11 protein-coding genes are annotated in these 14806 nt (G+C 43.0%); 7 read left to right on the top strand and 4 right to left on the bottom strand.

Going from position 1 to position 14806, the window contains the following annotated elements; genetic code table 11:
* The first annotated feature begins 693 nt into the window (after positions 1 to 693).
* The 3 genes from N477_RS21140 to N477_RS21130 all read left to right on the top strand — a co-directional run bounded on the left by N477_RS21140 (position 694) and on the right by N477_RS21130 (position 3992).
* Entirely contained in the window at positions 694 to 1083 is a 390-nt protein-coding gene (locus N477_RS21140; protein WP_063362541.1) for a hypothetical protein, read from the top strand.
* Positions 1084 to 1462: 379 nt separating this feature from the next.
* Positions 1463 to 1771: a DUF6172 family protein gene (locus N477_RS21135; RefSeq protein WP_063362542.1), complete on the top strand. Its 309-nt coding sequence runs from the start codon at positions 1463 to 1465 to the stop codon at positions 1769 to 1771.
* A gap of 349 nt (positions 1772 to 2120) precedes the next feature.
* Positions 2121 to 3992 (top strand): S8 family serine peptidase, encoded by a 1872-nt coding sequence (locus N477_RS21130; RefSeq protein ID WP_063362543.1) that lies wholly within the window; start codon positions 2121 to 2123, stop codon positions 3990 to 3992.
* A 222-nt stretch (positions 3993 to 4214) separates the two neighbouring features.
* On the opposite strand, the gene N477_RS21125 is transcribed toward N477_RS21130, so the two are convergent.
* Positions 4215 to 5000, bottom strand: coding sequence for a hypothetical protein (locus N477_RS21125; protein ID WP_063362544.1), 786 nt, complete (start codon positions 4998 to 5000; stop codon positions 4215 to 4217).
* A 609-nt stretch (positions 5001 to 5609) separates the two neighbouring features.
* On the opposite strand from N477_RS21125, the gene N477_RS21120 reads away from it, so the two are divergent.
* From N477_RS21120 to N477_RS21110, 3 genes are all read left to right on the top strand, one after another.
* Positions 5610 to 7667 carry an NHL repeat-containing protein gene (locus N477_RS21120; RefSeq protein WP_063362545.1) on the top strand — a complete coding sequence of 686 codons (2058 nt, stop codon included), beginning with the start codon at positions 5610 to 5612 and terminating at the stop codon, positions 7665 to 7667.
* A 76-nt stretch (positions 7668 to 7743) separates the two neighbouring features.
* On the top strand, positions 7744 to 7989 hold the full coding sequence (locus tag N477_RS21115; RefSeq protein ID WP_063362546.1) for a hypothetical protein: 246 nt from the start codon (positions 7744 to 7746) through the stop codon (positions 7987 to 7989).
* A 12-nt stretch (positions 7990 to 8001) separates the two neighbouring features.
* Positions 8002 to 9639 carry a methyl-accepting chemotaxis protein gene (locus tag N477_RS21110; protein ID WP_063362547.1) on the top strand — a complete coding sequence of 546 codons (1638 nt, stop codon included), beginning with the start codon at positions 8002 to 8004 and terminating at the stop codon, positions 9637 to 9639.
* 87 nt (positions 9640 to 9726) lie between these two features.
* On the opposite strand, the gene N477_RS21105 is transcribed toward N477_RS21110, so the two are convergent.
* From N477_RS21105 to N477_RS21100, 3 genes are all read right to left on the bottom strand, one after another.
* On the bottom strand, positions 9727 to 10329 hold the full coding sequence (locus N477_RS21105; protein WP_063362548.1) for a hypothetical protein: 603 nt from the start codon (positions 10327 to 10329) through the stop codon (positions 9727 to 9729).
* Positions 10330 to 10342: 13 nt separating this feature from the next.
* Positions 10343 to 10504 (bottom strand): hypothetical protein, encoded by a 162-nt coding sequence (locus N477_RS26180; RefSeq protein ID WP_155731982.1) that lies wholly within the window; start codon positions 10502 to 10504, stop codon positions 10343 to 10345.
* A 739-nt stretch (positions 10505 to 11243) separates the two neighbouring features.
* A complete protein-coding gene (locus tag N477_RS21100) occupies positions 11244 to 12113 on the bottom strand; it encodes a PD40 domain-containing protein (RefSeq protein WP_196760674.1) in 870 nt (289 codons plus the stop codon).
* Positions 12114 to 12430: 317 nt separating this feature from the next.
* Here N477_RS21100 and N477_RS21095 point away from each other — a divergent pair, with 317 nt between their 5' ends.
* Complete coding sequence (locus N477_RS21095; RefSeq protein WP_063362549.1) at positions 12431 to 14719, top strand: FlgO family outer membrane protein; 2289 nt, start codon at positions 12431 to 12433, stop codon at positions 14717 to 14719.
* Positions 14720 to 14806: the final 87 nt, after the last annotated feature.

The following is a 14806-nucleotide window of genomic DNA, read 5'->3' as shown; positions in this document are numbered from 1 at the left end:
CAGTGATAAGGGCGCCAAGTTGACAGCCAGATCACAGGGGGTGGGAGTTTCATCATTGATGATTTCCAAGTGCGGACATTGCAGCATTGAAATGTGCAACGATTGTGGAAAAACCACTGTTCAGTAAAAAGTACGGTTATCTACTCTTTTAATTCATTGATTTTATTTGGCTTAAATAGCTTTGAGTTAGGTGACTGTGCTTGAGCACATTATAAGTGGCTTAATTAATCACTTATTTATTAATTTATAAATCACCACACATTACGATGTAAATTCATCACAAGGTGCGTTAGATCAAAGTGTTTTACCCAGTGTTTTTATATAAAACCTTGGTTACTGTTGCCTGATGAGTTTAACAGCACATTTAATACAGCTTTGCATATGAACTGTGGTTGATGATTTATTACTTTTTAAACTTTGTTGTTAAATAATATATGCTAAGCTTCGTCATGGTGATAGATAAAATAAAAGGTCTTGTTATCACATTTATATTGAGTGAAAAATTAACAAAGTGATGTTGTCTCAGTGATGTGGTGGAGTTTGCTTTTCTCTAAATGATTTCAAATATTTTATTAGGGTGGATTATTAATATATTTATATTAATGCGATTTTCTAATGATTTTTGATGATGATTGGTGTCTTTTTAACTACGGGCACCGCAATGAAAATAAACGTATAAAGGAATAATATACAATGAAATATTTAAACAAAGCTTTGGCTGCAAGCGCGCTTGTACTAGGTATGTCTGCAAACTTAGCATCAGCAGCACAAGTAACGATTACAGAGCAAAATTATGGTGGTGGTATCATCATTGAAAAGCTAGATGCTGTGTTAGACGATAGCCAAGCGGGTACTTTTTCTATGACGGTCAGTGAAAACCACTTAACTGTCAGTGCAACAGATAGCAATGGTCGTAGGTTTAGTTGTCGTATGAATGGCATTGTTACTTATGACAAGCCTGATTTACTTGAAAAAGTAACGAATATTGCTTCTGCTTTCTCAGCAGGTGACAGAGTGCAAGTTGAAACTCAAAAAGGCGTTTTACCTCAAAAATGCCATGTCAAAAAAGTCTTAAACTTCTAATTTAGTTTGACGGGAAAACTTGCATAGGCAAGTTGAATTCTACTTTTTGGGCCAGCTTTACTGGCCCTTTTTTGTTTATACCAAGTGTGAATACGGGTGACGAATAGGTCTGCTAACACCAATTTTGATACCACAATAAGCATGATATTTTATGGTGATACGAATTTAGACAAGAGCGCCTTCAGTGACTAAAATTTGCTTGAAAGTATCTCGCCTTAACTGTCGGTGTACATAAAAGAGGATGCGGCTGCGGCTAATTTAACGTAAAATTACGCCGTTATTTATTGGCATTTATTTTAGTGCGCAATGCGCATGTATAGACTCACCTTATTACTCAACAAGTTAGCGCTTCATCGCTATGGCTTGTTTGAAGGCAATTATGAAAAAAACATTTGAATTAACTCACCCGAAAGTAAAACTAGCAAGACGCGTTGACGCGGTTAAATTTGAAATCAAAAAATACCTAAAGCGTGAGCGTAATAAAACGCTACCAGAGGGCGCGGACTTTTGGGACTTTGATTGTAAGTTTGGTAATACAGAAGCTGAAGCACAGCCTGTACATGTATCACAAATCAACAAGTTAATAGATCAAACACAGCAAGAAAACCTGACGTCATTTTATGTTGAAATCCTAGCAAAAGCAGGCCACAGGCAAGCACGTACTTCAGAAGAAGGTGATGATCTATAACGAAAAAAATCAGTAAATGAAACCGGGTCGATGAGAACATCGCCCCTGCTTTATTCTACACTTTCTTGGCCGTTCTCCAGAGTACCGTGTTGTATTGCAAGTTAGCCTAATAAACAGCACACACCCTCATATTATTCTATTTAAGACATATATTTATATCTCTTAATTACAAAAAACCGTTAATGTGGTTGAGCTCTATTTTTCTACGACTGAATCAATAAATATCAGTTATAAAAAAATACATAATTCCATATTTTGTAATAGAAAATAAATATAAATGTTGCAATTATCTTGACAGTTTAAAAGTGGAGGTGCTAGAAAATAAAGTGAACCCAAAAAAGGAACTTCAATGAGAATAAAAAAACAATATTTAGCAGGTTTGGTTTCAGCGTTATTATCAGTTAATGCACTGGCAACAACAGATCGTGATTATGAGCACCGATGGCTTGATCCAAACGGTGATCCTATGCTGGCGTTGCAATGGAATTTGCTTAATTCGGGTGCACTGAGTAATACACAATCAGGTGTAGATTTGAACCTTTGGCAGACGCATTTGTGGGGCCATAAAGGCCAAGATGTTTTGGTTGCCGTGATTGATACTGGTGTGGATTTGAGTCACGGCGATTTGAGTGCCAATATGGTGGATGATCCATTAATTGATGCTGTGCCTACAACTCCCTCTGATCATGGTACGATGGTAGCGGGTATTATCGCTGCGGTACAAAATAACATTGGTGTTCGTGGGGTTGCGCCTGAGGCAAAAATGGTGTCGTTTAATAATGTGGGGGGCACTTTTGAAAGCCATGCGCAATGGAAAGTGAGTCATGGGTTTGATGGTAACCCCTCAGATAACTCAACAGCGGATAGAGTTCGGATTTTTAATAAAAGCTATGGTATGAATCCTGCTGTCAGTATACCTTTCACCTTTTCGAAAACTGTAAAAGATGCGCAAGGCAATGACGTCTTGTATTTTAGCCATCCAGAGCAAGAACATATCTATGAGACGGTCTCTCTATCGACAAGTTTAGACCCTCGAACTGCGGTTTATGTGCAGGGAAATGGTAATTCATACAGAGGTTCTCGCGTGCATTATTTTGACGAAAATATTGCGACCTTCTATGGTTATTCAGTTCCTTTAGCTGGTAATCATGGTTTACCTTGGGAAAATGGCAATTCATCTTACACGAGGGCTAACTTTTGGAATTTAGCGGTAAGTGCGCTTAGTGCAGATGGTGTCTTGTCTAGCTATTCGACAGTGGGTAGTAATGTATTTCTCACCGCTCCTGGTGGAGGTGATAGGGGAACTCCAGGACATGCGACGCCGCGGATTTCTTGTGCTTTTCTCGTTGAGAACCTAGATGCGAACCTTGACTGTAGTCAGCGCGAAGATTTTACCGTTAGAATGAATGGTACTTCGTCTTCAGCACCAAATATTGCAGGTGCTATTGCGTTATTAATCTCTGCAGCTGAGCAGCAAAACCATGACTTAACGCCTCGTGATATTCGCCATATTCTTGCGCAAACTGCAACTAAAATTGACCCGACACGTGCCGACATTGAAGTAAATGGTATGACAGGCCTTGAAGGGTGGTCAACGAATGCTGCTGGGTATGACTTTTCACCTTACTACGGTTTTGGTTTAGCTGATGTAGATAAAGCGACCGAGCTGGTTCGACGTTTTGCCATTGAAAACTTGCCATCTGAACTGGTTAAGACCCCATGGTATGGACTAAATAATACTGTCGATGCAGTCATCCATGATGACGCTACGCGCAAGACAACAGCGAGCATTAAAGTAGAGGATGATCTGTTTATTGAAGGTGTACAAATCCGTCTCAATGCGACACATACCCGTATTTCTGACTTGAAGGTAGAGCTTGAGTCTCCAAATGGTACTCGAAGTATTGTGATGTCACCTTTCAATAACTTAATCGGTCAACACCTTAATTTACCAGTGCAGGCCGAAGGCAGCTCAGATGGTTATAATGATCACCTGATGTTGAGTTATAAATTCTGGAATGAGAAAGCTAATGCGGGCAATGGTGAATGGAAGATTCATATTACAGATATGAGCAGTGATCCGTTGAACTTTACTTTACACAGAAATGGGACAAGCGAAGTTGTTACGGTTGAAAATAGTACACAACCAGGCACACTGGACAGCTGGTCAATTCGCATCTTGGGTCATAAAAATAAAGTGACAAAGAAAAAAGCACTTTAACCGCTTTGTGAGCTGAACAAGTTAATTGTTTAACTTAATACAAAAGCTGAAGTTATGGGGTCACGGTATGGCCCCATTTTTATGCACCGTTAATTTGCTGTTAGATACCTGAGATTTAAAAGTGGTATATAAAAAACGCTTACTAGCGCTTTGATAAGACAGGTCATGATGGCTATAGATTTGTGGAGGCTTAAGAGGCCCCCACAGTAATAAACACGTTACTTAGTTGGCCGCTTGAGGGGCGCTGTTCGCTGTTTTTAATCTGTTTTCTAGTCGCTCCAGCTGTTCAGCGAGGGCATTTTGCGTCATTTCTAGCTGTGCAATGCTACTGCCAATTTCAACTTGTTTAGCATCACTGCCGCGAGAGTGAGACTTTAACTTATCTAAATCTGTGTTGATGGAGGTTAGTTGATTTTTCAGGGTTTCGGCAGCTTGCAGTTGTTCTTCTAAAAGTGACAACTTGAATACCAAATCAGTTTGGCTTTGGGCGAGTGTATCAACGCGCGTAGCGACGCCAGATTGTGTATTCACGTGCTTGCTTTGATTGCTAGCAAGGGTAGCTGTTTGCTCTTTTAGCTTTTTGATTTCAGACTGGTTTCTGCGCCAAGCCGATGCCCAAAGCTTGTCCATTTGTGACCAAAGCTCATCAGTGCGCTCACTTAAGGCTGTTAAGTTTGCTTGCATTGCACCTGCTGAAAGACCCATTTCTTCCCCAGTGGCAGAGAGCGTGCGTTCAAGCTCAGCAATACGTTTTGTTGACTCAATTAACTGTGCTTGTGTGGCTTGGTTTTGTTGATAGAGGCCATAAGAGCATGCCGCCAAGGCGATTAAAGCTGCGCTGCCAAGCCATGTCATTAAGCCTGATTGTTTAGCTGGCACACTGGGTTGCTCAGGATCTTTGTCTGGCAAAGGCGCTTTATTCGATGGGTTGAGGGACTGTTTAAAGGTTTCAACCTGATCTAAGTCGGGCGTAATACTGGGCAATTCAGGTTCAATTCTTTTATCCAACGCACTTTCCTCTTCTGGGCTCTTTATGGAATAGGGCAGCTTACTCGAAAATTTAATTAGATGGAATCGACAAAGTATGGGGGTGAGATAGGTTGGTTGATATTTAAGCTCAACTGCGCCGCGTAGTTGTTGACTCGATGCAAAAAAGTTGGGATTGACCTTATCTGAGCAGTGCTCTGCTGCTTCACTCCATACCTAACCTACCCAGAGATGAGGATGAGTGAATATCATGCTGACTTCGTTTCTAAACAAATGTTTTTGGGAGTTAAATTACTTAATATGAATAATATTAATAACTCTATCTTGCGACGTACCGAACAATAGAACCATACTTTTTTCTTTCTTATCGTGTCTGCGTTCATATCATGTATATGTAATTAATGGATATTTTTTACTGTCTCCTCGAAGTGCTAGATACCAACAAATGTGAATTTTTTAATAAATGCACTTTTTCCAACATGACTTACTGGCGAGTCGTTTTCTTCCTGCTACTTTTTTGTATGAACCAGTCAAAAAATCGTAATGATAATTGATTGCACCGCCAAGGATCTATCCGGGGTTTGGGTAGAAGCTTGACTAAACGGACTCTTTATTTACAGGCTAGGTACTATGGGGATTTCATACCACAGTTACATTGGGACAACTGTTGATCAGTTGCCGCAGCTTCCGTGTTCGACAAGCGGACACCTTTCATTAAGCACGCCAGTCGGCAGTTGTGTTGATAAATCTGGTCGGGTTTGGTTAGCGGATACCGCGCACAACCGCGTGTTGGTATTTGATGCCAAGATGGATCAAATTTTGGCAAGTTTTGGCACCGTTGGGACGGGGCCTGAACAGTTTAATATGCCCTTTAGGTTAGTCACGCACCCAGATAAAAACTGGATATACGTCACCGATATTGGCAATTTCAGAGTGCATATTCTGTCTTATTCCGAGTCATTAGAGATTAAAACCGTGAAGATCTTTGGTAATGAACCCGAGGTTGCACTGAGAGGTCCAAACGGCATCGTGGTGCATAACGGTAAGTTGTGTGTGGCTGATGAGTTTTATGAGGGTCAGCACAGTGAATCTCGATTGGTGATTTTTAGTGAAGATGGCCAATTTGAGCGCACAATTGAAGAGATAGTGCCTGAAAACGGCGGTGATACGGTGCATTTACTTTGGCCGCAAGGGCTGAGTTTAGATAAAGACGGCCATATTTACATTTCAAATACGGGCTTTTCGACGGTCGTGCGCTGCGACTGGCAAGGTAAGGGCGTGACCTTTAGCGCCACAGGCAAGTGCTATATTGATGGCTTAGCGCTTTCTCGCGGTGTGACCGTGATACAAAATCGCGTATTGATCCCCGGTGGTAAAGCCAATGCGATTTCTGTGTATGACTTAAATGGTCAATTTATGGGGAGCTTAGACGGCTTTTTTGCGCCAGTGCAAATTACCGAATTTAACGACCCGCAAACCATGTTGATCACTGAACCATTTTTAGCTTCATTGCAAAAGCACACGGTCAATCTTGCCACGCTCAAAGGCGGAAAGTCACGCTCAACCAAGGTGCTTAAAGCAATTGGAGACGAGCGGGATAACCCCGGCCAGCTGCACTTTGTGACCTCGGTGGTAGGTGATGTGACGCAAACCCAATCGGGCTACTCGAGCAATGCGCCTTTACTTGAACACTGGATTGAACATCAACTTACTTTGCAAGATCAGCTGCTTAAAGTAATGCAGCCACCGGGTTTGCCATCTTGGCTGAGTATTGCGCTGTCAGCGCAAACTGAATGGGTGCAAAGGTGGCAGCAAACCATGGTACGGGTTTTTCTCAACGATAAGTTTGATGACCCAGAAGACTTACTCTGGATGATGGACTCTGGCAATTATCAATTGCAAGCCACTGAAGACGGTAAAAGTGATTCAGCCAGACCGATCAGCTTACCCATGCTACCGGGCTCTTTGGGCATAGCGGCACTGACGCCAGCTAAACCGCTGCCAGGTCAACTCGATTACAGCGTGCCACTGCTGGTGGTGAGTAACTACCTCAGTGGCATAGTGACCATTTTGCAATATAACGATACCTTGGGGGAGCTTGTGCCTTACACCGTATTTGGTGGCCTTGGCACAGGGGATGAGCAGCTCAATCAGCCACAGGGCATTGCCATAGATCCAACCAACAACGACATTTTAATTGCGGATTCGGGCAATAACCGTATTTGTCGCTGGCGACTTTCTGATACCGGCGGGCCATTTTTAGTGCACACTTTTGGTCGCTTGGGCGCTGAGCATGGGGAGTTTCACACGCCATCGGATATCACAGTCGATGAGCAAGGTCAGTGCTTTGTCACGGACCAAAATAACAACCGTATTGAGGTGTTTGACAGTCATGGCAAGTGGTTACGTAGTTTTGGTAAAGAGGGCTATGGCACCGCAAGCGAAAGCTTTTTACTGCCCACCAGTATTGATCACGAGAATGGCTACTTATTTGTCTCTGATTTAGTGAATAGAGCCATAAAAGTATTCAATTGCTCTGGTGAGTTTTTAGAGTCATTCAGTGGGTTTGGCGCTGACAGAGACAAAGGCCAGTTGTGGTTGCCGTACTTGTTGCATGTGAAAAACAACAAGGTCTACTTACCAGATTGTGCCTTGAATAGAGTCAACGTGTATCAATTTAATATTTAACAAGGACTGTACATCCGCTATGACTGGACGTGGTATGTAAACATAGCCATGTGTACAGGGAATGCCTGGGGGAATTATGGAAAGTGTATTTAAGCGTGCACAGGGTAAAAAACTGTCACACCGCAAATCTCAAGAGTCGAACGGCGTTTGCCAAAAATCAGAGGCAGACTCTAAGCAATTATTGCAGCAGTTTCAGGATGTGATTAAGCATGTTGAAACCAATGCTGAGGATGAAGGGTCGTGCAAAGATGCATTGCGACGCTTGTATACCAGTCATGAGTCCAGCTTTTCTGCCAAGAAAGTGACTGGTCCGCACGAGTAACAAGGAGGTGTCATGAATTTTTCAATTCATAATGCGCCCATCAGCACGCGGGCGTGGATGATAGTGGTGCTGTTTGCCATTGGTTTGTTTGCTAACTCCTTGTTGGATGCCCATAACACCAACAAGCATATGCGTGCCAATTACGAGTATGGTGTGCAGCTCATCATTGAAAGCGCACTGGGTGTGATCAACCACTATTATGAGCAAAGCCAAAGTGGTGCATTGAGCGAAGAAGAGGCAAAGCGGCTCGCTTTGGTATCTATTTCGGCCATGCGCTTTGACAATGGCAATTATATTTTTGTTGCCGACAAAGACGGCATACAGCTCGCATCGGGACTGAAGCATTTATTGGGGACCAATATCTTGCCGCTCAAAGATGGGAACGGCAAACTCTTTGTTGAAGAGCTGTACGCCACCGGTAAAAACGGCGGTGGGTTTGTTGAGTACCTTTGGAAAACATCCCCTGATGCCACTGAGCTGACGCCCAAAACCAGCTATGCAGATTATTTTCACGAATGGGATTGGATGATAGGCACTGGCATTAACATTACCGCTTTAGAAGAAGACATTGCGCAGTCGCAGATGATCTCCTTAATGAATGTCGTCATGGTATTGGCTGTGTTATCGACCTTGGTGATTTACTTCATTCGCAGCATTACAAAGCCCATCAAGAGCACGGTATCTGCGATGCGCGACTTGGCCAGTGGCGAAGGGGACTTGACCCAGCGATTAAAAGAAGAGGGCAGCAAAGAGCTGATCGACTTGGCGCAGTACTTCAACCGCTTTGTTGGCTCTATCCAAGATATCATGCTCAGCGTCAGCGCCGCAGGCACCCAGTTGTCTGACTCAGCTAATCGCTTGTCATCCTCGGTATCATCGGTTGATATGAATTTAAATCAACAACGAAGCGACACCGAGCAGCTTGCGGGCGCCATGAGCGAGATGCTCACAGCCGTGACCGAGGTGTCTGGCAGAACCGTGGACGCTTCCGAGTTTAGTGTCAAAGCGGCGAAGCAAACCGAGCAAAGCTTAGAGATCATCGAATGCAATATTGAAAAATCGCAATTACTGGCACAAGACATTGGCGAAGCCAGCCAAGTGATCGCAAGGCTTGCAGCAGATAGCCGCAATGTGGATACGGTATTAGAGGTGATCCGAGGCATTGCGGAGCAAACCAACTTGCTGGCTCTTAACGCCGCGATTGAAGCTGCCCGAGCAGGCGAAGCGGGGCGAGGCTTTGCGGTAGTCGCAGACGAAGTACGCACCTTGTCACTGCGCACGCAAGAGTCAACGGTTGAAATTCAAACCATCATTGAGAAGCTGCAAGCGGGGGCAGAGCAAGCGGTAGAGGTAATGAGTAAAGGCGCAGAAAAAGCCTCAAATACCTCAGAGATTTCCTCATCAGCAGGTGATGCACTGAATGAAATTGCCCAAGAGGTTCACGCCATTCAAGGCATGAATCAACAGATATCCGCCGCCACAGAGCAGCAAACCATGACGGTAAATGGTATCAATCAAAACGTGGCGAATTTAAATGACGGCTCAACGTCCCTTGCCAGCGAGTCGACCTTAATGGCAACCGCCAGCGAAGAGCTCAGTCAGGTCTCAGAAGACATGATGAGAATGATCAACCGCTTTAAATTAGCGTAATGGCTCGGTGGGAATGTCAGTGTTTTAAGGGCGGAGATAAGAGCAAACAAAAAACCAGATTGAGATCTGGTTTTTTGTTTTTGGCTGTTAGGAGGTCTCTCGTTTTTGAGAGTTGCTTTTGAGCTCTGGTGAGCAAATCATCATGGTTAACAACCCTCCACAGCATAGTGCCCATGAGATATAGATCAACCCTTCGAAATTGTCATAAATTAAAGTCCACGACTTCATATTAAAATATGTCCAGGCAATATGCTCTAACATTGCAAGTAGATAAATTAATGAACAATAAATAAATAGCCAATGAAAAATTCCATCAAAATTAGTTAATTGGATTTGAGGAGATTTAGAGATTAGTCTAGAAAGCTGTACACGAAATATTAGGACACACACTGTAATCAAACTGAAAGCCATTTGTGTTCCATAAATTACGATTCCTTGTAACAGCGGGTTTTCTTCAGGCGTAACATGATTTATCAAGCCACGCTCAAAGATAATGAAAGTTGTGCTGGATGCGACAAATATATATCCAGCGATATGGGTCATATTAGTATCTTTTTTGTATCTACCATAAAGTGTGCATATAAATAACAATACTAAGTATTGTGGTGTGACTAAGCGATCATCCCATAGCTGAATGTAAAAATATGCAATTGCCGCAATACTTAATAAAATTATATATGAGAGTTTCATTTTTTATCCAAGACTAAAGTTTAGCTTTTTTCCCCAACAAATACGTAACTTTAATAGAAGGTTCTTCTTGGAATCCTTTGACAGACTCTATTCTAGGCATTTTTTTGGCTGCTAAGCCACCAAAAATTGCATGACAGTCTTTTTGCGTTAATTTACGGGTGGGGTTTCTGTTCATTACTTTTCACTCCATTTTTATGATTGCTTAAGGCAATTTCACTCTAAACTTTCTAAGCGTTTTGCATGTATCATCATCGAAAATATAATTTGGTTTTTTGGAGGTAAGCGTTTCAAGTGATGCGTTTATAAAACATAGTGACTGTTTCATTATGCGTCTTCCTGTACTTAACCTTGTACAACTCAACAAATCATATTTGATAAACCGGAGCTAGCAGCGTAAATTCGCTCTCAGTATATTGTTAATACACAAGCTAAAAGAGAGAAATCCATATAATAATCTTTAACCTGTCAATGATTGTTACCACAGGCAGGCTTGTCTACCATTGCTAAAGTCTTTTCCTTGCTATGTTGTAATTGAAATATTTGTAAGTTATGAAAAATATTATTTTAACAATGTTGCATCTTAATTTAAACAGTTCGGTTTGTTTTAAACTTAGAGGATTATGACCTTTCTAATTTATCACCCTTTATAGCTAACTATTACACGATATTTCTAAATAGTCGAAAGGTCAACGGTTTGTTTACAATGTTGTGGCGTGAATCAGGTTTTTGAGTTTCTTTGTGAAAAAAACGTATCTTTTTCTATGGCGTAGATCTTAGCTGCAAGCCAAACCGCAGCTCAGTTTTAGAATAAGGGCGAATGAGAATATCAGTTGGTGATTGTTGTTATTTCTATTTACCCCCAACTTGCGTTGAGGGCAAAAAAGTGTGCGCAGGGCAGGTTGATGAGCCTTGTATTATTGCTTTGACCTTAGCGTGTCGATGATTTTGGCATCGACCCAATGTGGGCCGCCAACGACATATCGGCTGCCGTCTGCGTTGGTTTTGACATCGCCTTTCCAAAAAAACAGGTATTTACCATCTGGGGTTACCTTGGGTCTTTGCTCATAAAGCGGGGTATTGATTTTATCGCCCATATTAATCGCTTTGCCCCAAGAGCCGTCTTTTTGTTTAAAGCTGATGTAGATATCTGGGGTGCTTTCACCTTCTTTTTCGGCGTCCCACATTAAATAAGACTCATCTGGGGCAACAAAGGGGTGTGCAATGTATTTGCCTTGGTTGACGGCGTCACTCATTTTGATTGGGGTTTCATACTGGCCATCAATAAGGCGCGAATAACTCATGTGCCCGCTGCCATCTTTTAAATCTAATTCATAAAAAAACTGGGTGCCTGCTGATGAGGTTGTGTAGCCAACTACGGGGATGTCTTTGAACACGACATGCTGCTTGAGTGTTTCAACACTTGGGCTAAATTGCGCGTTATAGGTTTTGGCGGCCTCTGCTGAGACAAGGTGTTGGTGCCATTGGTTGTTATGGTGCTTTATGACATATAAGTCTGGATAGGCGCCTTTTTCGTAACGCGTGAAAGACAGTGCACTCATATCGGGTAAAAACAGCACTTCACTTTCAAGGGTCTGCTCTGTGCTAACAAGTCCTGGTGCGAATGGCTTGGGGGTTAACCCTGGCGGTGTTTGCCCAAGATAAGGCCCGGTAACCGAAAGTAACTTGGTTGTGCTGCTTGGCGAGTTTTGTGCTGCAGCGGCTGTACTGGTCATTAATAATAGCGTGAGTGCAATGGCGCTTTGTGGTTGTAATGGTTTGCTCATAATAGCCTCTTTGTTAAACGCAATGACATCAAGGTGACATGCACACTGGTACTGGACAACTTAAAGCACCTTAAATCTTCCAAAATAGGGAGGTTAGCTGTTTTTTATAAAATATATCTATACCTTTCAGTTTGTTATAAGTACTTTGGATCTGTATAAGTATTAACCTGTGGTTCAGCGATGTGTTTGGAGAATGAGAAAATACATCGTTAGGGGTTATTGATATGCTGATTTTTGCGTAGCACAATGCCTGTATCACCATATTGACTCAACGTGATTAACGCACGTGTAAAAGAATAATAAAAATAGGTCTCTAAATGGACAACCGCCGCTCAGAATATGTGCCCAATACAGAATATGATACGCCTTTATTAGTGCATGCCTATCAGCTTGGCCCATGGCAGATATGCCCGAAAACCAATCGCATAAAAAGCGAGTCGCACACATGTGTACTTGATAACAAGAGCATGCAATTCCTGCTGTTGTTAATTAAACACGCAGGTCAAACCGTTGATAAAGCATCTATTTTTGAGCAGGTTTGGGCGGGTAAAGTGGTGTCTGCGGATATTTTGTCTGTCACCATGAGTAAGATCCGCAAAGCCCTCAATGATGATGCGCGTAATCCCAAGTTTATCAAAACCATCCCCAATGAAGGCTATGTCCTGATAGTGCCCGTTGACGTTATTGCGCAGCCAAACGAGAAGACTGCGCAATTTGGGTATATCAAGTATGGTGCAATGTGTGTGCTGTTACTTATTGTTTTGGTGGTTTGGTTAGGACGACTGCCAAGTGACCAAGCTAGCACCGCGCAGGTTAATGTGAATTCAATCGCAGTTTTACCATTTGAAGATTTAAGTCCGATGCAAGATAGCCGCTATTTTGCAACAGGTTTGTCGGATGGCATTATTCATCAGTTAGCGCAGATTAAATCGCTTAAAGTGATCTCCCGCGACTCTTCATTTGCTTATCAAAGCAGTGATAGCGCCACAGAGGTTGGCAAGGCGCTGCAAGTTGACGCTGTTTTGACGGGCAATATACAAAAAATGGCAGAGCAAATACGGGTACAAGTACGTGTAATCGATACGCAAACAGGCCAACTGCTGTGGTCAAAAACCTTTGATGAAAACAGCAAAAACAGTTTTAAACTGCAAGATGAAGTGAGTACTTATTTACTTGGTGTGATTTATCCTGATTCAATCTCCTCTAAACCCATTATAAAAACGCTCGATGCGCAAGCCTACGAATGGTATCTGATGGGGCAATACCATTGGCGTCAACGCAGCCCCGATGCGCTGCAACAGGCAGTGGGTTACTTTAAACACAGTCTGGAACGTGAACCGGATTATGTCGATGCCCATATTGGTTTGGCTGTGAGTTATGCATTGTCCCATACCTATGGCAGCATGCCTGAGCTTAAAGCCATTGAGGCGGCGATGCCCCATATTGCACATGCGCTGCAACTGGCCCCTGATTCGGCCATGGGGCAGGCCGCGTATGGCATGATTTTGTCAGACAAGGCCAAAGCAACGGGGGATTTTGCGCTTTACCGACAGGCTGAAGCGGCCTTGGTGCGAGCCCTTGAGATTGAAAACAGCGCCATGACACACCTTTGGTACGCCACCTTATTGGCTCGTCTTGGTAAGCAACTAGAGGCTGTAGCGCATTTAGAGCAGGCCATCGTACTCAACCCATTGTCGGCCTCATTAAAGCGTGAACTGAGCTTTTTATTAAAGGCAATGAATAAGTCGGACTTGGCACAGCGCAAGTATCAGCAAGCACTTTTGCAACAAACGGATACAAAGACGCGGTGGCTGGATTTTGCCAAAGTGCATCGACATAGCAAAGACTCTATTTTAGCCATGTTGGCGTGGCAGCAACAGACACCTGAGTTATTTGAGAGCTGTAGTAGTATCGAGGTGTGTGAACAGCAAGTATTGGCCTATTTGAGTGTCGGCGCTACGCAGGCAGCCCAAGCACTGTTAAACAAAATGCAGCCATTACATGGCCACTTTAGGCATTCACTCACGCTTTTTGAGCTTGGCTCGCAGCAGCAAGACGCGCAAATATTTGCATTGATCCAAGCAAGGGTGTTTAAGCTGCCCTACAACGCACAGGCACGGTTTGAGTTGGCACACGCTCAGTTTCGTGCAGCGCAATTTAAGGCAGCTCAAAATACGCTCTTGCAACTGTACCCCCAGTGGCAAAACCAACGCGTGGGTGAGTCTTTTTCGGTGACGGCTGATAATTATCAAGCGGTGACTTTATACGCGGCGGCCTTAAAGCAATTACATGATGTCGAAAGTGCAGAGCAACTTTTACATGCGGTAAAGACATTTATTTTGCAAGGCGATATACTCGACCGAGCTCAAGCGCAGCTGGTATTGGCGCAGGTGCATGCTCAGCTAGGGCATACCTCACAGGCTTTGGCATACTTAAATACTGCACTTAAGCTGGGCTGGATGGACTCGTTTAATCAGCAGTGGTGGACGCTTGAGCATGATCATTTGCTTGCGCCATTACACAATGATGCCCAGTTTTCTGATTTGCTAGAACAGCATATGCAAAATAAAGAGTTACTGCGTATTGCAATCGAGCAGGAGAATTGATCGCTTATTTAAATAGATATAAACGCAAACAGTAAGGTTTAGAATGAATTACCTCAGCGTTATATCATCTTGCAAAGCCCAAGCTCT

The sequence above is a fragment of the Pseudoalteromonas luteoviolacea H33-S genome (genome assembly GCF_001625695.1).
Taxonomy (GTDB): Bacteria; Pseudomonadota; Gammaproteobacteria; order Enterobacterales; family Alteromonadaceae; genus Pseudoalteromonas; species Pseudoalteromonas luteoviolacea_B.
Note: the sequence above shows the minus strand (reverse complement) of the source record. Positions and strands in the feature narration are given on the sequence as shown.